The organism is Halarchaeum sp. P4 (assembly GCF_051195175.1).
GTDB lineage: Archaea > Halobacteriota > Halobacteria > Halobacteriales > Halobacteriaceae > Halarchaeum.
Genome location: NZ_JBNTKC010000001.1, coordinates 1318266 through 1337368, shown reverse-complemented (window position 1 = coordinate 1337368; position 19103 = coordinate 1318266). Strand labels below are relative to the sequence as shown.

General features: G+C 67.7%; 19 protein-coding genes and 1 tRNA gene. 14 read left to right on the top strand and 6 right to left on the bottom strand.

The features are described 5' to 3' along the window. Positions 1-25: 25 nt before the first annotated feature. The 3 genes from ACQUS8_RS07165 to ACQUS8_RS07155 form a co-directional block, all read right to left on the bottom strand. Positions 26-433: an RNA-binding domain-containing protein gene (locus ACQUS8_RS07165; protein WP_435098943.1), complete on the bottom strand. Its 408-nt coding sequence runs from the start codon at positions 431-433 to the stop codon at positions 26-28. Continuing rightward, positions 430-981: an AAA family ATPase gene (locus tag ACQUS8_RS07160; RefSeq protein ID WP_435098941.1), complete on the bottom strand. Its 552-nt coding sequence runs from the start codon at positions 979-981 to the stop codon at positions 430-432. The genes ACQUS8_RS07165 and ACQUS8_RS07160 overlap by 4 nt, the downstream gene beginning before the upstream one ends. 247 nt (positions 982-1228) lie before the next feature. Next, positions 1229-3877 (bottom strand): valine--tRNA ligase, encoded by a 2649-nt coding sequence (locus tag ACQUS8_RS07155; protein WP_435098939.1) that lies wholly within the window; start codon positions 3875-3877, stop codon positions 1229-1231. Between the two features lie 204 nt (positions 3878-4081). Here ACQUS8_RS07155 and ACQUS8_RS07150 point away from each other — a divergent pair, with 204 nt between their 5' ends. From ACQUS8_RS07150 to ACQUS8_RS07115, 8 genes are all read left to right on the top strand, one after another. Then, positions 4082-5233 carry an ABC transporter substrate-binding protein gene (locus ACQUS8_RS07150; protein WP_435098937.1) on the top strand — a complete coding sequence of 384 codons (1152 nt, stop codon included), beginning with the start codon at positions 4082-4084 and terminating at the stop codon, positions 5231-5233. Positions 5234-5277: 44 nt separating this feature from the next. Continuing rightward, on the top strand, positions 5278-6381 hold the full coding sequence (locus tag ACQUS8_RS07145) for a FecCD family ABC transporter permease (RefSeq protein WP_435098935.1): 1104 nt from the start codon (positions 5278-5280) through the stop codon (positions 6379-6381). A gap of 3 nt (positions 6382-6384) precedes the next feature. Further along, a complete protein-coding gene (locus tag ACQUS8_RS07140) occupies positions 6385-7251 on the top strand; it encodes an ABC transporter ATP-binding protein (RefSeq protein ID WP_435098933.1) in 867 nt (288 codons plus the stop codon). Between the two features lie 64 nt (positions 7252-7315). Further along, positions 7316-9184 (top strand): ABC transporter ATP-binding protein, encoded by a 1869-nt coding sequence (locus ACQUS8_RS07135; RefSeq protein WP_435098931.1) that lies wholly within the window; start codon positions 7316-7318, stop codon positions 9182-9184. A gap of 45 nt (positions 9185-9229) precedes the next feature. Then, entirely contained in the window at positions 9230-10126 is an 897-nt protein-coding gene (gene gnd / locus ACQUS8_RS07130; protein WP_435098929.1) for a phosphogluconate dehydrogenase (NAD(+)-dependent, decarboxylating), read from the top strand. Between the two features lie 353 nt (positions 10127-10479). Further along, positions 10480-11844, top strand: a complete 1365-nt coding sequence (locus ACQUS8_RS07125) for an MATE family efflux transporter (RefSeq protein ID WP_435099256.1) — start codon at positions 10480-10482, stop codon at positions 11842-11844. A gap of 52 nt (positions 11845-11896) precedes the next feature. After that, positions 11897-11969: transfer RNA gene (locus ACQUS8_RS07120), tRNA-Arg, on the top strand. A gap of 299 nt (positions 11970-12268) precedes the next feature. After that, positions 12269-12733 carry a DUF7504 family protein gene (locus ACQUS8_RS07115; protein WP_435098927.1) on the top strand — a complete coding sequence of 155 codons (465 nt, stop codon included), beginning with the start codon at positions 12269-12271 and terminating at the stop codon, positions 12731-12733. On the opposite strand, the gene ACQUS8_RS07110 is transcribed toward ACQUS8_RS07115, so the two are convergent. After that, entirely contained in the window at positions 12712-13188 is a 477-nt protein-coding gene (locus ACQUS8_RS07110; RefSeq protein ID WP_435098926.1) for a deoxyuridine 5'-triphosphate nucleotidohydrolase, read from the bottom strand. The genes ACQUS8_RS07115 and ACQUS8_RS07110 overlap by 22 nt on opposite strands. A 219-nt stretch (positions 13189-13407) precedes the next feature. Here ACQUS8_RS07110 and ACQUS8_RS07105 point away from each other — a divergent pair, with 219 nt between their 5' ends. The 4 genes from ACQUS8_RS07105 to ACQUS8_RS07090 all read left to right on the top strand — a co-directional run bounded on the left by ACQUS8_RS07105 (position 13408) and on the right by ACQUS8_RS07090 (position 16865). Then, complete coding sequence (locus ACQUS8_RS07105) at positions 13408-15396, top strand: aconitate hydratase (RefSeq protein WP_435098924.1); 1989 nt, start codon at positions 13408-13410, stop codon at positions 15394-15396. A 105-nt stretch (positions 15397-15501) separates the two neighbouring features. Continuing rightward, a complete protein-coding gene (rimI, locus tag ACQUS8_RS07100) occupies positions 15502-15969 on the top strand; it encodes a ribosomal protein S18-alanine N-acetyltransferase (RefSeq protein WP_435098922.1) in 468 nt (155 codons plus the stop codon). Between the two features lie 54 nt (positions 15970-16023). Continuing rightward, complete coding sequence (locus ACQUS8_RS07095; protein WP_435098920.1) at positions 16024-16425, top strand: DUF5810 domain-containing protein; 402 nt, start codon at positions 16024-16026, stop codon at positions 16423-16425. Between the two features lie 23 nt (positions 16426-16448). After that, positions 16449-16865: a DUF5809 family protein gene (locus tag ACQUS8_RS07090; RefSeq protein ID WP_435098918.1), complete on the top strand. Its 417-nt coding sequence runs from the start codon at positions 16449-16451 to the stop codon at positions 16863-16865. On the opposite strand, the gene ACQUS8_RS07085 is transcribed toward ACQUS8_RS07090, so the two are convergent. Continuing rightward, entirely contained in the window at positions 16862-17299 is a 438-nt protein-coding gene (locus ACQUS8_RS07085; RefSeq protein ID WP_435098916.1) for a metal-dependent transcriptional regulator, read from the bottom strand. The two genes, ACQUS8_RS07090 and ACQUS8_RS07085, sit on opposite strands and share 4 nt — an antisense overlap. A gap of 82 nt (positions 17300-17381) precedes the next feature. On the opposite strand from ACQUS8_RS07085, the gene ACQUS8_RS07080 reads away from it, so the two are divergent. Both ACQUS8_RS07080 and ACQUS8_RS07075 read left to right on the top strand, forming a co-directional pair. Next, positions 17382-17918, top strand: coding sequence for an NUDIX hydrolase (locus tag ACQUS8_RS07080; RefSeq protein WP_435098914.1), 537 nt, complete (start codon positions 17382-17384; stop codon positions 17916-17918). 281 nt (positions 17919-18199) lie between these two features. Next, positions 18200-18571: a rhodanese-like domain-containing protein gene (locus ACQUS8_RS07075; RefSeq protein ID WP_435098912.1), complete on the top strand. Its 372-nt coding sequence runs from the start codon at positions 18200-18202 to the stop codon at positions 18569-18571. 209 nt (positions 18572-18780) lie between these two features. On the opposite strand, the gene yciH is transcribed toward ACQUS8_RS07075, so the two are convergent. Next, positions 18781-19074, bottom strand: a complete 294-nt coding sequence (gene yciH / locus ACQUS8_RS07070; protein WP_123074399.1) for a stress response translation initiation inhibitor YciH — start codon at positions 19072-19074, stop codon at positions 18781-18783. Between the last annotated feature and the right edge of the window lie 29 nt (positions 19075-19103).

The window sequence follows — 19103 nt, the reverse complement described above, 5'->3', positions numbered from 1 at the left end:
TACCAGAAACTAAGTCGCGAGTGCGTCACTCGAGCGGCTCGCCCTCCTCCGTCTCGGGGGCGAGGTAGGTGATGAACTCCTCGACGGCGGGCTCGCGGACCGTCACCTCGACGTGGATGTCGCCGAGCTCGGCGGGTTTGCCGACTGAGAAGTTCACGACGCCGCGGAACGCCGCCTGCTTCTTCAGGTCGAACGCGAAGCCGTCCTCGGTCCGGCCGTCGAGGAACGCCGAGCGCGCCGTGTCGAGGATGCGCTGCTCGAACAGCTGCTCGCGGAACTCCTCCAGCTCGTGCGTCGAGGCGACCACCTCGTCCGGGCCGACCTCCACGTCTGCCGTCGGGAAGAGCGCCTCCACCGCGCGTGCGACGCGGTCCGGCACCTCCGTCGCCCGGACGGGCGCGCGAATCTCGACGTCGACGCTGTAGACCGTCACGCCGTCTCACCCGTCAGGAGGTCCCGCACCTTCTCGTGGAACGACTCCAGCGTGTCCGTGTTCTCGATGGTGAGGTCGGCCGCCTCGATGGCCGCGCCCATCCCGAAGCCGAGTTCGCGTTCGTCGCGCTCGCGGAGACCCTCGCCGCCCTCCTCCTTCGAGGCGTCGCGGCCGCGCTCGCCGACGCGCTCGCGGCGCACCTCGAAGGGCGCGTGGACGTTCACGAGGAGGAAGTCGTCGCCAAAGGCCTCCTCGAAGCGCTCGACCTCCGCGTCCGAGCGGATGCCGTCCACGAGTACGACCTCGCTCTCCCCGAGGGCGTCCTCGATGACGGGGAGCGACGCGTCCGCGATGGCCGCGGGGCCGCCCTCCTCGCGGAGCGCCTGCGCCACCTCGCCGTGGTGCGTCGCGGGGTCGAGCCCACGCGCCTCACACTCCCGGCGGATGACGTCGCCCATCGTCACGACGGGCACGCCGAGTTCCTCCGCTACCGACGCCGCTTCGCTCTTCCCGCTCCCGGGAAGACCGACGATGCCGATGACCTTCATTACGCGACCATAGCCGCGACGGCGGTTTAAAGCCAAGCATCCGGGCGACGCGGCGACGTTCGGGGTCGCCCCTCACCCGGAAATGTGCTCGCCGCACCCGAGACAGAGCGGCGGGCGGCACGGCTTCGTCGTCGTGACCTGTTGTGTCCCCTCGCAGGTCGAACAGTATGCGGTGTCCTCGGCCATACCACGCGTCTCGCGCGCACGACCATAGTGGTGTGCGCTCCGGCAGTCCCGGCGCCGGGCGTTACGGGTAGACGAGGACCGTGCCGAACTCGGTCTCGACGACGGCGACCTCCGCGCCGCCTTCTGCTCTGTATTCCTCCTCGACGGTCACCCACTCGGCGTCGAGTTCGTACTCCTCGCCGTCCGCCTCGACGGTGACGGTGTCGCCGGAGTTCTTCTGCGCCTGAATGACCTCGGGGTCGGCCTCGGCGAGCGCCTGCAGGACGACGCCGGCCTCGCTCCGGAACTCGGGGCCGATTTCGGAGTCGTCGCCATCGACGTCCACCGGGACCAGTTCGACGTTCGGGCGACCCTCGCGGACGCGAACGGGTGCGTTCACGGTCTCCGAGAGGTCGTAGGTGTCGACGTTCTCGACGGACGCGCCGGGGTCGAAGTAGAGTTCGACGTCGTCGAGCTCGGCGTTCAGCGGGTAGCCGTTCGCGGACTTCCACGCGCGAATCTCGCGCGCGGCCTCCGCGATGACGTCGCCGCGCTTCTCGGCTTCCTCGTCGTAGGCCTCGAGCGCCGGCCACTCGGCGGTGTGGACGCTCCCTTCGGTGCCGGGGAGGTACTGCCAGATTTCGTCGGCGAGGTGCGGGCTGAACGGCGCGAGCATCCGCGCGACCGCGGAGACCACGTCGTAGAGCGTCTTGCGCGCGGCGTCGCGCTCGCCCGGCCGGCCGTTGTAGAGCCGCCCCTTCGCGAGCTCGACGTAGTCGTCCGCGAGGTCGTTCCACGCGAACTCCCGGAGCTCGCGGAGCGCTGCGTCGAAGCGGTAGGCCTCCATCTCGGCCTCGACGTCGTCGGCGACGCGCGTCGCCTTCGAGCGAATCCAGTTGTCGGCGTCCCGGTAGGCCGCGTCCTCGATGTTCGGGGTGTCCTCGTCGAAGTGGCCGGCGGCGAACTTGAAGATGTTCCAGAGCTTCGTGAGGAACCGAGAGGCGGACTTCACCTCCTTCCACTGGAACTGGACGTCGCTGCCGGGCTGGCCGCCGAGCGCGAGCGCCTGTCGGGCGGCGTCCGCGCTGTACTCCTCGACGGCCTCCTCGGGGCTGACGGTGTTGCCCCGGGACTTGCTCATCTTGTTGCCGTCCGGGCCGAACACCATCCCGTTGATGAGGATGTTCTCCCACGGCTTCTCGCCGGTGAGCTCGCCGGTGCGGAGGAGCGTGTAGAACGCCCACGTCCGGATGATGTCGTGGCCCTGCGGGCGCAGGCTGACCGGCTCGAACTCCTCTAAGTCGATGTCGAGCGGCCACCCGGAGACGTGCAGCGGCGTGATGGAGGAGTCCATCCAGGTGTCCATGACGTCCGTCTCGCCGGTCCACGACTCGCTCCCACACTCGGGGCAGTCGCCGACGCCGGGCGGCTCCTCGGTGGGATCGACGGGCGTCTCGTCCTCGGTGGCGATGTGCCAGTGGCCACAGTCGTCGCACTCCCACGCCGGGATGGGCGTCGCGAAGACGCGCTGGCGACTGATGACCCAGTCCCATTCCATCCCCTCGGTCCACTCGACGAGGCGCTGGTGCATGTGCTCGGGAATCCAGTCGACCTCCTCGGCGCGCTCGAGGATGGCGTCCTGGTCGACCTCGACGAACCACTGTTCCTTCGAGAGAATCTCGATGGGGGTGTCACAGCGCCAGCAGGCGCCGACGGACTGCTCGGTGGGTTCGGTGTCGTTCAGGTAGCCTTCGGCCTCGAGATCCTCGGCGACGGCTTCCTTCGCCTCCTCGATGCTGAGGCCCGCGTAGTCGCCGGCCTCCTCGTTCAGGTGGCCGTCCTCGGTGAAGACCGCGCGGAGGTCGAGGTCGTGCTCGGCCCACCAGGTCACGTCCTGCTTGTCGCCGAACGTACAGACCATGACGGCGCCGGAGCCGAACTCCTGGTCGACGTCCTCGTCCTCGATGAGTTCGACCTCCTGGCCGAAGAGCGGCACCTCGAAGGTGTCGTCCTCGCGGCCGTCGTAGCGCTCGTCGTCCGGGTGGACGGCCATCGCGACGCAGGCCGCCATCAGCTCGGGGCGCGTCGTCGCGATCTCGATGTCGTCGTTGTCGACGCCGGGGAAGGTGACGTAGTGGAGGGTGCCCTCGCGCTCGATGGGCTCGACCTCGGCGTCCGCGATGGCGGTGCCACAGCGCGGACACCAGTTGACCGGGTGCTCGTCGCGGTAGACGAGGTCGTCGTTCGCCATCTCGACGAAGGACTGCTGGGTCTTCCCCCAGTACTCGGGGTCCATCGTGCGGAACTCGGCGTTCCAGTCCTGGCTGAAGCCGAGTTCGCGCATCGTCTCCTTCATCGAGTCGATCTGGTGGCGGGTGTGCTCGACGCACATCTCGCGGAACTCGTCGCGCGGGACGTCCGTGCGCTGGATGCCCTCGTTCTCCTCGACCTTCACCTCGGTCGGGAGGCCGTGGCAGTCCCAGCCCTGCGGGAAGAGGACGTCGTCGCTCTGTAGGCGGTGGAAGCGCGCGGCGAAGTCCATGTACGACCAGTTGAGCGCGTGGCCGATGTGGAGTTCGCCCGTCGGGTACGGCGGCGGGGTGTCGACGACGTAGGCGGTGTCGGGGTCGTTGGCGTCGCCGTCGAAGCGGTAGGTTTCGTCGTCCAGCCAGCGCTGCTGGAGTCGCGGTTCGAGCTCCTCGGGGTCGTAGTCGTCGGGCACCTGGGTCATGTCTCTGGAGTCGTCGCTGTCGGGGTAGCGTTTCGACGCGCGTCAGAAACGGGTCGGTACTCACCGACGTACTACGGCGACAGCGACGCGCATACCCCGACGGACGACTGCGCTCCCTAAAAAGGTTCCCGTCCCGCACTCGACGGCATTTAGGACGACCAAAAAATCGGAGCCTTTTTGTTCTTTAGGCAGGCCTAAACCGATATGGACCGCCGAACTTTCCTCGGTGCCGTCGGCACGGGCGCCGCAGGACTCCTCGCCGGCTGTGGTGGCAGCGGCGACACCACGACCAGCACGACGAGTAGCACGACCGAACAGACGACGACGCAGACGACCACGGAGCAGGGCTCCACGTACACGGTGTCGATGGAACCGATGGGGGAGGTTTCCTTCGACGCCGTCCCCACGTCGTGGGTCGCAAACAACGGGAGCTACGCCGACATGGGCCTCGCGCTCGGCGTCCAGGAGCCGAAGGCGCTCTGGCTCACGGGCCGCTGGCACACCAACTACTACGACGAAATCGACGGCGTCTCTGCCGACAAGAGCGAGATGGTCTCGCTCTACCAGGACGGCGTCTCCAAGGAGCGCTACTACGCGCTCGCCGAGGGCGAGGAGAACCACGTCCACGTGCAGGACCCGAACTTCCTCATGAACCGCTTCAAGGGGTGGAGCGAGTCCGACGTCGAGGACGTCAAGAACGACATCGGGCCGTTCTTCGGGAACTCCATCTTCTCGCGTGGCTACGCGTGGCACTCCGACTACCAGTACTACACGCTCTACGAGGCCTTCGAGAAGATCGCCCAGCTCTTCCAGCGCACTGACCGCTACGAGGCCTTCGCCACCCTCCACGACGAGTTCCAGTCGAAACTCGACGGGTTCGTCCCAACGAGCGACGCCGAGCGCCCGCAGGTCGCCGTCCTCTGGGCGACCGGCGACCAGCCGACGTCCTTCCTCCCCTACCTCGTCAACGAGGGGACGAGCTTCAAGCAGTGGCGCGACCTGAACGTCCGGGACGCGCTCGCGGAGACGAGCGTGAAGGACTTCCACTCCTCGCGCGGGAGCATCGACTACGAGACGCTCCTCAAGATCGACCCCGAGTACCTCCTCCTGCGCGGCCACGAGGGCAAGACCGCGGAGGAGTTCCGGAACACCGTCGTCTCCTTCATGGAGAACCACGACACGGCGAGCGAACTCACCGCCGTCAAGAACGGCAACGTCTACCGGGGCGGCCCGCTCTACCAGGGCCCCATCAGCAACCTCGTGCTCACCGAGCGCGGCGCGCAGCAACTCTACGGCCACGACGAACAGCTCTTCGACCGCCAGCGCGTCGCGGACATCGTGAACGGGAACCTATAACGCAACCGCAACGGATTTAGGTTCCCCTAAACGAATTAGGGGTGATGGACGTATCGCTGCGGTCGGCGGAGAACCACTCACGATTCGACTCCCGCGACCGACGGTTGGCAACGCTCGTCGCCGGGAGCATCCTCGTCGCCGTCGCATCCGCGTTCGTCCAAGTGTCTCACGGGTCGTATCCCACGCCGTACGGCGTCACGTTTGACGTCCTCACGGATACGACGATTCTGTTCAATCCCGACGTCTGGCTGTCCATCCTCACCGGGAGCGACCTGCCGGACGCCCTGAATCGGGACGCCGTCATCATCTGGAGCCTGCGGATGCCGCGCGTCTTCGTCGCGGCGCTCGTCGGCGTCAACCTCGCCGTCTCCGGCGCCGTCTTCCAGGCCGTCACCCGCAACGAACTCGCCAGCCCCTACATCCTCGGCGTCAGCGGCGGGGCCGGCCTCGCCGTCCTCATCACGCTCGTCTTCTTCGCGAGCGCGACGTTCATACTCCCGTTCGCCGCCGCGTTTGGCGGCGCGCTCGCGTTCGCGCTCGTCTACCTCATCGCGTGGCAGGGCGGCACCTCGCCCGTTCGGCTCGTCCTCGCGGGCGTCGTCGTCGCCACCGTCTTCCAGTCCCTCCAGACCGGCCTCTTCTACTTCCTCGACAGTACCGCCGCGGTGAAGACGGCAATCGCGTGGACGACGGGGTCGCTTACGGGCGTCGGGTGGGCGCAGTTCCGCCTCGCCATCATTCCGACACTCATCGTCATCCCGTTGCTCCTCGTCGCCTCCCGACACCTCAACGTCCTCCTGCTCGGCGAGGAAACGGCGCGCTCGCTCGGGATGCCGGTCGAGTACGTCCGCTTCGGTCTCTCCGGCCTCGCCATCCTCGCCGCCGCGACCGCCGTCGCCGTCGCCGGCCTCGTCGGCTTCGTCGGCCTCGTCGTCCCGCACGCCGTCCGTACGTTCGTCGGGAGCGACTACCGCCGGCTCGTCATCGGCTCCGTCTTCCTCGGGCCCGCGCTCGTCCTCGCCGCGGACGTCATCGCCCGACTCGCGCTGATGCCGATACAGGTCCCCGTCGGGGTCGTCACCGGCCTCATCGGCGGTCCGTACTTCCTCTACCTCATGCGTCGCCACGGCGACTTCAGCGAGTTCTAACCCATGTCACAGACCGAACCCACCACCCGACCGGACGACCGCACCGAGACCGACACCGACTACGACGCCGCGACCGAGACCGAACCGGACGCGAAACTCCACGCCACCGACCTCCAGGTCGGCTACCCCGGCCTCGAAGAACCGGTCGTCGACTGCGACACCCTCGTCATCCCCGAGGGCGAAGTGACGGCGCTCGTCGGCCCGAACGGCAGTGGGAAGAGCACGCTCCTCAAGACGCTCGCGCGCCACCTCGACGCCGACGTCGGTGACGTCCTCCTCGACGGGAAGGACCTCGACGAGTTCGGCTCCAAGGAGTTCGCGCGCGAACTCGGGATGCTCTCCCAGCACGGCTCCGCCCCCGACGGCGTCACCGTCGAGGAACTCGTCCACCACGGCCGCTACCCCCACAAGGGCTTCCTCGAGGGCAAGACCGAGGAGGACGAGGACGCCGTCGACCGGGCCATCGACCTCGCGGGCATCGAGGACCTGCGCGAGGACGACGTCGGCAGCCTCAGCGGCGGGCAGCGCCAACTCGTCCGCATCGCGATGTCGCTCGCCCAGGAGACCGACACGCTCCTCCTCGACGAGCCGACCACCTACCTCGACCTCCGCCACCAGATGCGCGTGATGGACGTCATCCGCACGCTCAACGAGGAGCGCGACGTCACCGTCTGCATCGTCCTCCACGACCTCACGCAGGCCGCGCGCTTCGCGGACTACCTCGTCGCGCTCCGGGACGGCGAAGTCTACGACTGGGGCCGGCCGAACGACGTCGTCTGTGAGGAACTGCTCGCCGAGGTGTTCGGCGTCGACGCCGCCGTCGAGTACGGTACCGAACCCGTCATCACGCCGAAGCGCGCGCTCGACTAACTACCCACCACAGTCGTCCGGTTCCCTCGCTTACTAACTATCGCGGAGCGTCCGGGCGGGTATCGTGTCCGCCGAACAGGACAGCGTCTTCGACGACTATCGTGAGTCCGTCGACCGCCCGCTCTACCGATTGTTTACCGCGTACGGCCGGGACGTCTGGGAGTGGTTCGCGCTCGGAATGGTCGCGAACGTCTTCGCCCGTGTCGCCAGCCTCGTTCCGCCGCTCGTGCTCGGCGTCGCCCTCGACAGTATCTTCACGGGCGACGCGCCGTTCGCGCTCCCGCTCGTCCCCCAGTCGATGCTGCCGGCGACGGACGCCGGCCAGTTCCGCTTCGCCGCCATCGCCATCACGGCCGCGTTCGTCTCGACGGCCGTCTTCACGTGGGTGTACGGCGTCGCCGCGAACACGTTCGCCCACCGCGTGATGCACGAGGTCCGCACCGACTCCTTCGCCAAGATGCAGAACCTCGACATGGCGTTCTTCGACGACAAGCAGACAGGCGAAGTGATGAGCATCCTCAACAACGACGCGAACAACCTCGAAGTCTTCCTCGACAACGCGCTCCAGAACTCCGCGCGCCTCGTCGTCATGACCATCGGCATCCTCGGCGTGATGGCGTGGCTCAACTGGCAGCTCGCGCTCGTGATGCTCGTCGCCGTCCCCCTCCTCTTCGGCCTCACGTTCTGGTTCATGCGCGCCGTCGCGCCCCGCTACGCCCGCGAACGCGCGAACGTCGGCCACCTCAACACGCGCCTGGAGAACTCCCTCTCCGGCGTCGAACTCGTGAAGACCACCGGGAGCGAGGAGTACGAGGTCGGGCGCGTCCGGCAGGCCTCCTACAACCTCTACGACGCGACGATGGCCGTCCTCCGGCTGAACTTCGTCTATCGACCCGGGATGGAACTCATCGCCGGCCTCGCGTTCGCCACGACGTTCGCCATCGGCGGCCTCTGGCTCTTCTCCGGCCCGCCGCTGTTCTTCACGGGCACGCTCTCCGCCGGCGCGTTCGTCACGTTCATCCTCTACACCCAGCGCATCGTCAGCCCGCTCGCCGAGGTGTCGAACATCGTCGACCAGTACGAGAACGCGAAAGCCTCCAGCGAGCGCGTCTTCGGCCTCATGGACATCCCCGTCCACATTCAGGACGCCGAGGACGCAATCGACCTTGACGATGTCGACGGCCAGGTCACCTACGACCACGTCACGTTCGGCTACGACGAGGAACCCATCCTCGAGGACTTCGACTTCGACGCCGACCCCGGCGACACCGTCGCACTCGTCGGGCCGACGGGCGCCGGGAAGTCCACCGTCGTGAAACTCCTCCTCAGGCTCTACGACCCCGACGAGGGTGCCGTCCGCCTCGACGGCCACGACCTACGCGACCTCACGGTTGACAGCCTCCGCGACGCGGTGGGCTACGTCGGTCAAGACACCTTCCTCTTCGACGGCACTATCGCGGACAACATCCGCTACGGCCACTTCGACGCGAGCGACGAGGACGTCCGCGAGGCCGCAAAGGCCGCCGAGGCCCACGAGTTCATCGAGGAGTTCGCCGAGGGCTACGAGACCCGGACCGGCGAGCGCGGCGTGAAACTCTCGGGCGGGCAGCGCCAGCGCATCAGCATCGCGCGCACCATCTTGCAGGACCCGCCGGTACTTGTCCTCGACGAGGCGACGTCCGCCGTCGACACCGAGACCGAACTCGCGATCCAGCACAGCCTCGACGACCTCAGCGAGGACCGCACGACGCTCTCCATCGCCCACCGCCTTTCTACCGTCACCGACGCCGACCTCATCCTCGTCGTCGAGGACGGCCGCATCGAGGAGCGGGGCACCCACGAGGAACTCGTCGAGCGCGACGGCCTCTACGCTGCGCTCTGGGACGCCCAGACGGGCGACACGGATCCCCTCGAAGACGAACTCCTCGAGTAGGCGCCAATCGGAACCACTACCGTCCCGGCCCGACACACCCGGGGTATGGAACTCGGCGTCATCGGCCTCGGCCGCATGGGACGCATCGTGGTGGACAGAGTCTTGGACGCGGGTCACGACGTGGTCGCCTTCGACATCGACGAGGAAGCCGTCGCGGATGCGGCGGATGCGGGCGCGACGCCCGCGGACAGCATCGAAGCCGTCGCCGACGAACTCGGCGCGGAGAAGCGCATCTGGCTGATGGTGCCCGCGGGCGACCCCGTGGACGCCGCGCTCGAAGAACTCGAACCCCACCTGGGTGAGGACGACGTCGTCGTCGACGGCGGGAACTCGCACTTCGAGGACTCGACGCGCCGCGCCGAGGCGACGACGGCCGCCTACCTCGACTGCGGGACCTCGGGTGGCCCCGCCGGCGCGGAACTCGGCTTCTCGCTGATGGTCGGCGGCCCCGAGTGGGCGTACGAGGAACTCGTCCCGGTCTTCGACGCCGTCGCGACGGGGCCGCAGGGCCACGACCGGATGGGTCCCTCCGGGAGCGGCCACTACGTGAAGATGGTGCACAACGGCGTCGAGTACGCGCTCATGCAGACCTACGGCGAGGGATTCGAACTCCTCCACGAGGGGCGCTACGACCTCGACCTCGAGGCCGTCGCGCGCACGTGGAACAACGGCGCGGTCATCCGCTCATGGCTCCTCGAACTCTGCGAGGAGGCGTTCCGCGAGGAGGGCTCCGACCTCGGCGACGTTGCGGACTACGTCGCCGGCGGCTCGACGGGCACGTGGACGGTCCAGGAGTCCCTCAAACAGGAGGTCGCGATTCCGCTCATCTACGAGGCGCTCGGCGAGCGTTTCGACTCCCGGACGGACTCGAAGTTCTCGCGGCGACTCGCCAACCGACTCCGCTACGGCTTCGGGCGGCACGACGTCGCGCGAAGCGAGTAACGCGAGCGGGATGAACTAGCGAGCGGGGAGGCACGACCCGCGAGCACGACGTCGCTCGGAAGGAGTGACTCTCTAAACGCGACCGGTGCTCCGCGTGGCGAGCAGGCGACGGCGTCGATTCGCGTGCGGGGTGTCGCCGGTTTCGCGGACCCGCCCGCGGCGCTGGTCAGGACATACAGCGGCGTGGGTCCGTCGCCGCACTTGAACCCTCGGCGCCAAGAACCGGCAAATCACGGCGGGTTGCCGGCTAACTCGGAACCGGGAGCTTGAAACCGGGGGGCATCGCCGTTCTAGTAGTGACTGAATCGGGACAAGAAGAGAGTAGCATCACCGAGGGTGGCCTCGTCCGGCCGATGGTCCGCTTAGCGTGGCCCATCGTCGTCATCCAGCTGCTGCAGGTCGCGTACAACCTCGCGGACACGTTCTGGCTCGGTCGTTACTCGGGGAATGCGCTCGCCACCATCTCGCTCGCCTTCCCGCTCATCCTCTTCCTCATCTCGGTGAGCGGCGGGTTCACGACGGCGGGGAGCATCCTCGTCGCGCAGTACACGGGCGCGGACAGCGAGGGGTCGGCCGGGAAGGTCGCGGGACAGACGCTCTCCGTCGTCGCGATCATCGCCGTCCTCCTCGGCCTCCTCGGCTTCTTCCTCGCGGACCCGATGCTCTCGTTGCTCCCGGCGGACCCGGAGACGCAGGCAGTCGTCATCCCGCTCGCCGTCGAGTACATGCGGTGGTTCTTCCTCGGGGTGCCCGCGCTCTTCGGGTTCTTCGTCTTCACCGCGCTGATGCGCGGCTACGGGAACACCCGCGTCCCGATGCGTGTCATGCTGGTCAGCGTCGCCATCAACGTCGTCATCGATCCCTTGCTCATCTTCGGCTACGGGCCGATTCCCGAACTCGGGATTCGCGGCGCCGTCCTCGCGACCGTCTTCTCCCGCTTCGTCGCGGCGGTCATCGGTGTCTACATCCTGTTCTACACGGATTCCGGGCCGGACGTCTCGCTCCCCGACCTGCGCCCCGACTTCGGCCTCGTGAAGAAAATTGTCCGCCTCGGCCTGCCGAGCGCCGCCGAGCAGTCGACGTCCTCGCTCGCGATGATCACGCTCACCGCGATGGTGGCGTCCTTCCCGCCGGCCGTCGTCGGCGCGTACGGCCTCGGGAACCGGCTCATCTCGCTCGTCTTCCTGCCCGCGATGGGGCTTGGGCGCGCGACGAACACGATGGTCGGACAGAACCTCGGCGCGGGCGAACCCGGTCGCGCGGAGCGTTCGGTCCGACTCGCCGTCGGCGCGGCCGCGGGCGTCATGCTCTGCGTCGGCGTCATCGCCTACCTCTTCCCCGGCCCCATCGTCTCCGTCTTCCTCGGCGAGAACGTCGAGAACACCGCCGCGATCGCCGCCTACAGCACCGAGTACGTCCGCATCCGCACCGTCGAGTTCGCGTTCATCGGCGTCCTGCAGGTACTCCTCGGGGCGTTCCGCGGGTCGGGGAACACGACGACGAGCATGGTCTTCTCGATGGTCGCGCTCTGGATCGGGCGCGTCCCGACGGTCTACGTGCTGGCGTTCGTCGTCGGCCTCGGCGCGCAGGGCATCTGGTACGGGATGGCGCTCGGGAACATCGTCGGCGCCATCGCTGCCGGCGCGTGGTTCCTCCGTGGGACGTGGAAGAACGCGGTCATCGACGAGGAGCCGTCGGCGAACTCCACAGAACCCTGAGCGAGACCGGTTCACAACGGTTAAACCGTCCCCGTCACTACACGACTGTGAGGGGCGCGTAGCTCAGTGGACAGAGCACTTGGTTCCGGACCAAGATGCCGAGGGTTCAAATCCCTTCGCGCCCGCTGTTGTTCCCGGTGTAGAGCGGTGCGTCCGCGCCGGCGCGTCGCCTGACGGCGTGCGGCTCAACGTCGTTACTCCTTGCGGACACGTTGTCAGATCGTATCGTCGATTGGATAGTCACGGGACGGCGTCGAGGGCGGTGCAGTTCCGTGAGCGGCTGCGATCGTCGCCACGTCTACAGCACATCCGCTGAGCGCGTGCTCTCCCCGATGTATCGAACCAGTCACCTGAACGCACATTCAACGAATCCGATGTGTCGTTAGCACGAACATTTATGCTATGCACTCGACGACGTGTCTGTATGGGCGGTGAGAACGTGCTGATTGTCGGCCCCTTCGACGACGTGGAGGCGAGCGACGCGTCGGCGTCACAGTTCGTCGCCCTCGTGGGCAGGGAGTCCACGCTCGAATCGTGGCAGGACTCGCCGACTGACGGTGACGCCCGCGTCGTCAGGCTCGCGGACTCGCCAGGCGAACCCGAGGATGCCGTCGGCGAGGCGTTCGGGGACGTCGCGGCGCTGGGGAACGTGCTTGATACCTTCGCCGCGACGACGCCCGACCCGACCGTCTACGTCGACTCGGTGGACGCCCTGGCCGCGGCGACGACTGAGGAGCGCGCGTTCCGCTTCGTGCATCTCGCGACGCGCCGCGTCGCAGACGCCGGCGGGACGGGTTACTTCCGGGTGCGCGACGGCGCGAACGATGCATTCGTCAGGACGCTCGAACCGCTCTTCGACGACGTCCGCTATCGGAGCCGCTCGCCCTGATAGCTGCCCTCGTACTCGCCCTCGTGTTCGGCTTCTGCGAGGACGAACTGCGCGAAGCGCGCGCCGCGCTCGATCTCGATGGGGTGGCCGACTTCCAGGAGTCCCTCACCCTTCCCCTCGTAGCCGGCGTCCCAGACGGCGGTGTGGAGCATACAGGAATTGCGCATCAGACTCGAGCGCGGGTAGACGAAGCCGACGTGGCCCTCGGGGACGCGGACGGTCTCGGCGTACTGCGCGACGTAGTAGCCGGGGTCGAGCTCGTAGAGTTCGCGGCCGTCGCGTTCGACGGTCGCGACGGTGCCGCGCTCGCCGACGCGCTTCCCGTCTGCCGTGATGCGACCCGGCTCGCGCTGTTCTTCGACGCTGCCGAGGGTGAGGTCGACTCCGTTCGGCTGTACCTGTTCGTCCGCGACGTCGCCGAGGGCGTCGGCGACGAACGCGCCACTCTCGAACATATCGACTGCTGTCGGTGGCTCGTTCAACCGTCTGTCGATTCGCGCTCTCACACTCTTTCACGAAATACAACGAAAGAACGCCGCACGAAGCCGTACGCGCCGGCTTCTCGCTGAACGCCCACACACGCTAATTAAGGGAATAGGAGCCATATTAGGGCATTCTGCGGTATGCACAAACACGCGGGATTTATAATCATCGCATACCGACTTTCGTCCGCTATGGGACAAACGCTGACGGAGAAAATCCTCGACGACCACCTCGTTGAGGGTGAACTCGAAACCGGCGAGGAAATCGGGATCGAGATCGACCAGGTCCTCACGCAGGACACGACGGGGACGATGGTCTGGCTGCAGTTCGAGGCGCTCGAGCTCGACGAAGTGCAGACCGAGCTCGCCGCGCAGTACTGTGACCACCAGACCTACCAGTTCGACTTCAAGAACACGGACGACCACCGCTTCCTCCGCTCCGCGGCGGGCACCTATGGGGCGTACTTCTCCCGGCCCGGGAACGGCATCTGCCACCAGGTCCACAAGGAGAACTTCGCCGCGCCCGGCAAGACCCTCCTCGGGTCCGACAGCCACACGCCGACGCCCGGCGGCCTCGGCGAACTCGCCATCGGTGCGGGTGGCCTCGACATCGCCGTCGCGATGGGTGGCGGCGCGTACTACGTCGAAGTGCCCGAAATCGTCAACGTCCAGCTCGAAGGCGAGCTCCCCGAGTGGGCGACCGCGAAGGACGTCGCGCTCGAGATGCTCCGTCGCCTCTCCGTGAAGGGCGGCGTCGGCAAGATCTTCGAGTACACCGGCCCCGGTGCCGAATCGCTCACCATCCCCGAGCGCACCACCATCACGAACCTCGGCACCGAGCTCGGCGCCACCTCCTCCATCTTCCCGACCGACGAGAAGACGAAGGACTGGCTCAGCCGTATCGGCCGCGAGGACGAGTACGTCGAGCTCCAGCCCGACGAGGACGCCGAGTACGCCGACGAGATCACCATCGACCTCTCCGACCTCGAACCGCTCATCGCGCAGCCGTCGATGCCGGACAACGTCGTGCCGGTCAGCGAAGTCGAGGGCGTCGACGTCGAGCAGGTCATGGTCGGCTCCTGTACGAACGGCGCCTACGAGGACATCCTCCCTGCCGCGAAGATGGTCGAGGGCCGCGAGGTCGCCAAGCACACCGAGATGATCGTCGCGCCCGGCTCCAAGCAGGCCTCCGAGATGCTCGCCCGCGAGGGCTGGACGGCCGAGATGATGGCCGCCGGCGTCAACTTCTCCGAGGCGACGTGTGGTGCCTGTATCGGCATCGGTCACGTCCCCGCCAGTGACTCCGTCAGCCTCCGGACGTTCAACCGCAACTTCGAGGGCCGCTCCGGCATCGAGGACGACTCCGTCTACCTCTGCTCGCCGGAAGTCGCGGCGGCCGCCGCAATCAAGGGCGAAATCGTCGACCCGCGCAACCTCGCCGAGGAACTCGGCGACCTCGAGGCGCCCGGCTTCGAGATGGGCTCGACGTACAGCCCCGGCATGGGCCAGGACGACCCCGACATCATCAGCCCCGAGGAGGCTATCGACGACGAACTCATCAAGGGCCCGAACATCGGCGACGTCCCGCTGAAGGACCCGCTCGACGCCCACCTTCAGGGCGAAGCCCTCCTCAAGATGGAGGACAACATCACCACCGACCACATCATCCCGGCGACGTCGGACATCCTGAAGTTCCGCTCCAACGTCCCGAAGCTCTCCGAGTTCACGCTCTCGCGCGTCGACGACACCTTCGCCGAGCGCGCAAAGCAGTCCGACGGTGGCTTCCTCGTCGCCGGCGAGAACTACGGTCAGGGCTCCTCGCGCGAACACGCCGCCCTCTGTCCGATGTATCTCGGCATCGAGGGCGTCCTCGCGCAGTCCTTCGCCCGCATCCACAAGGCGAACCTGTTCAACTTCGGCCTCGTCCCGCTCACCATCGACGAGGACACCTACGAGAAGATCGAGCAGGGCGACGACATCGAGATCGTCGACGACGTCGAGGAAGGCGTCCGGTCCGGCCAGGAGGAGTTCACGGTCCGCGTGAACGACGACTGGGAGGCGACGGCACAGCTCGACGCGTCCGAGCGCGAGCGCCGTATCCTCGCCGCCGGTGGCAAGCTCTCCCTCACGAAGCAGCAGTACGAGGAGGACGGCTCCGGCGCGGCGCCCGCGGACGACTAATCGCCAACTGACTCTCCTTCGTTTCTTTCCGCCGCTCCGTCAGCGACCGCGCCGTCCCGACTGCGGGCCACAGGCTACATATTCTCCCACCCGCTAGGGTCACCCGTGACGACGGCTGCCGACAGAGTCGAGCACGCCGGCATCCGCCAAGCGCGGCGTGGCGACTTGCTCGACGTCTTCCGTATCGAGAAGGAGTCCTTCGCGCAGCCGTGGCCGTTCTCCGCGTTCGAACGCCACCTCGGCGACCCCGGGTTCCTCGTCGCCGAGGAGGCTGCCGGCGTCGCGGGCTACGTCGTCGCGGACACCATTCCGAACCACGGCCGGCCGCTCGGCCACATCAAGGACATCGCCGTCCACCCGGACGCCCGCGGGCAGGGTATCGGGCGGTCGCTCCTCTCGCGCGGCCTCGGCGTGCTGAGCGCGCAGGGCGTCCAGAGCGTCAAACTCGAAGTCCGGCGTTCGAACGACGTCGCCGTCTCGCTCTACCGCGACTTCGGCTTCGAGTACCTCCGGACGCTCCCCCGCTACTATTCGGACGGCGAGGACGCCTTCGTGATGATCGCGCGCCTCTGAGGCGCCGCCGCGCGGACCGCCACGCGTTTACTGATTCGCGTCCACGTCACAGGTATGGGCTACGCGTGTCCGGTCTGTGACGAGCACGTTCCCGACGCCGAGCATCTCGCGGACCACCTCGCGTTCGCGGCGGTGACCGGCGCGGACGACCACGAGGAGTGGCTTGATGAACACGCCCCCGGCTGGGAAGACGGGGGAACCGAGGACCTCGCGCCACGCGTCACCGACTACGCCGAGGAGGTCGAGTTCGAAGTGGAGACCGAACCCGTCGACGGCCACAGCCACGGCCACGGCGGGCACGGTCACGGCGACGCTGGCGGCCGTGCCATCGACACGAGCGGCGCGGGCGCGCTCGACGGGGAGGCACAGCGCATCCTCGAGGAGGCCGCGGAGATGACCCGACAGATGGTGGACGACGCTGACGACGACGCCGACGCCGAAGGCGAAACGGAATAAGGCGCGCGCTCGTCGTCGCGCGTATGGACGAGCGTGGATTCCTCGCGCCGGAGACCGCGGAGGAGGCGGCCGAACAGTACCGCGAACTCGGGCCGGCCGCGCAGACGGTGACGCGCGAGACGGCGAAGGCGATGGAGTTCGACCGCGAGGAGTACCGCGAGCGCGTCACGAACGACGTCGTCGAGACGGCACGCGACGCGCTCTTCGCGTCGCTCCTCGAGGTTTCGGTCGGCACGTACGAGGAGTTCGAGGCCTTCTGCGACGAGCACCCCGACCTCGAGGTCTACGAGAACGGGAGCACGGAAGTCGAGCGCGCCGTCTGGCACGTCGTCCCCTTCGAGGACGCCGTCGTCGCGGCGACGTTCCAGAACGAACCGGAGGCCGCGGTGGGGACGCTCCGGCGTATCGTCCACGGGAAGTTCTACAGCGACGCCGTCTAGACGCTGGGGTCGCGGACGTTGCCGCGGCAGGCGTCGTACTCGGCGTTGGGTGCGCGACAGGTGGACGAACACGGATGGTCGATGAGCGACCGGAGCGCGAGTGCCGCCTCGTCGCTCAGGGCGTTCCCGACGCCGAACGCGTCCGCGCCCTCGACATCGAGGTCGGCGGCGAGGAAGTTCTCGGCGAGACAGTGTTTCCACATGAGTTCGCGCGTCACCGCCTCGCCGTCGTCGGTGAGCGTCGCGCCAACGTACTTCTCGCGGTCGACGAGCCCGCGCTCGTCGAGGGTTTCGAGGCGTTCGGTGACGCTCGCCGGCGTCACGTCGAGGCGCTCGGCGACTTCGCCGGTCTTGGCGGGGCGGCCCTCGCGTTCGCTGACGAGGAGCACCGCGCTGAGATAGCGGCCGGTGGTCTCGGTGACGTCGGCGTCCATACTCGCGGATGGACGCGCCCGGGCCATAAGCGTGTCTCTCGCCCTCGAAAACGCTTTTCGGGGTGCGCCCGCGACGCGCTGTATGGACGAGTCCGAGTCGTGGCGCGTCGTCGAGAGCGAGGCCGAGTACGAGACCGGGTGGTACACGGGCGGCTACGACCGCGTCGTCCAGCCGAACGGCACGGAGAAGGAGTACTACTGGGCGGACCTGCCGGATGCCGTCGTGGTGCTGGCGCTCGACGGCGAGGACGTGGTCTTCGTCGAGCAGTACCGACCGGTGATTCGCGAACACTGCCTCGAGCTCGTCGCCGGCATCGTCGAGAACGGCGAGGACTACGAGGCGGCAGCCCGACGCGAACTCCGCGAGGAGACGGGCTACGTCGCTGACGACGTCACGCTCCTCCAGGAGGTCGCCTGCACGACCGGCGTCCTCCGACACGACCGCGGCATCGTCGTCGCGGAGGGACTCACGGAGGGCGAGCGCGACCTCGACGACAACGAATTCATCGAGGTGACGCGCGTCCCCGCCGCCGACGCGCTCGAGACGGTCCGCGAGGGCCGCGCGAACGACGCGACGCTCGAGGGTGTCCTGCTCGCGGCGGCGGACGGCCTAATCTGAGCGGTGTACGACGGGCTACCGGCGCCGCGACCGGATGTTGCCCGACCGCGGCGCCGCGAAGAAAACGAACAGCGACTCCTCCCGCTAGTCGCGACGGCCGAACGCCGCGAGTACCGGGTCGCGGCGGTCGGGTTCTTCGTTGGACGAGCGGTTCCCCGACAGCGGCGCGTGGATGGTCGCCTTCATACCACCACCACTAGACGCGCCCGTCCGCCTTAGCGCTTCTGCCCACGGCCACCGTTACCGCGCCGCTTATCCGGCCGCGTGGCCACTTCTCGACCATGGACGGCGAAATCACGCCCGCGGACGTGAAGGAACTTATCGAGGACGAGACCGACGTTCGCGTCGTCGACATCCGCCCGCCCGGCGCCTACGCGCAGGGCCACATTCCCGGGAGCGAGAACGTCCCGTTCCCCCGACTCACGCAGTCCGTCGAGCGCTTCGACGGCGCGGAGCGCGTCGTCACCGTCTGCCCGCACGGCCAGTCGAGCGTGCAGGCCGCGAACCTCATCGCCTCCTACGAGGGCCTCGCCGCCGACGCCACCGTCGAGAGCATGGCCGGCGGCCTCACCGCGTGGGAGTGGGACCTCGAACGCGCCGACGGCGGCGACGCGGACGACGGTCCCGACGCGCGGCCGGACGCGCCCTTCTAACGTTCGGCGAGCGACGGCGTCGCTCACCGGCCTCGAAAACTGGAGAAGTCGTCGCGCACCGCGCGACTCTCAGCCGCGCAGTGCGCTGTCCACTCGCGGGAGCGAGTGGCGTGGAAGGTCGCCGCCGGAACGCGAGTCGCGTCCCGGCGGACCGGCGAGTCCTCGCCGGTGGTCGAAGGGCGGGCGCGTGATGGGCGCCCGATCAGTCGTTAGGCGACGTTGAAGCCCTTGTCGCGGAGGAAGTCCTCGACGCGACCGGAGTGGTTCCCTTGGAGTTCGATTTCGCCGTTCTCGACCGTCCCACCGCACGCGAACTTGGACTTGAGGTCCGAGGAGAGACTGTCGAGGTCGACGTCTTTGGGGTCGAGCCCTTCGACGACGGTCACTTCCTTCCCGTAGCGGCGCTCGTCGATGCGGATTGTGATCTGCTGGGACTCTTTAGCGACGTCCTCGCAGACGCAGAGTTCATCGGGCAATCCGCACGTCGAGCATACGTCCGACATTACGGTGCTAGATTGGTAGTCGGGATACA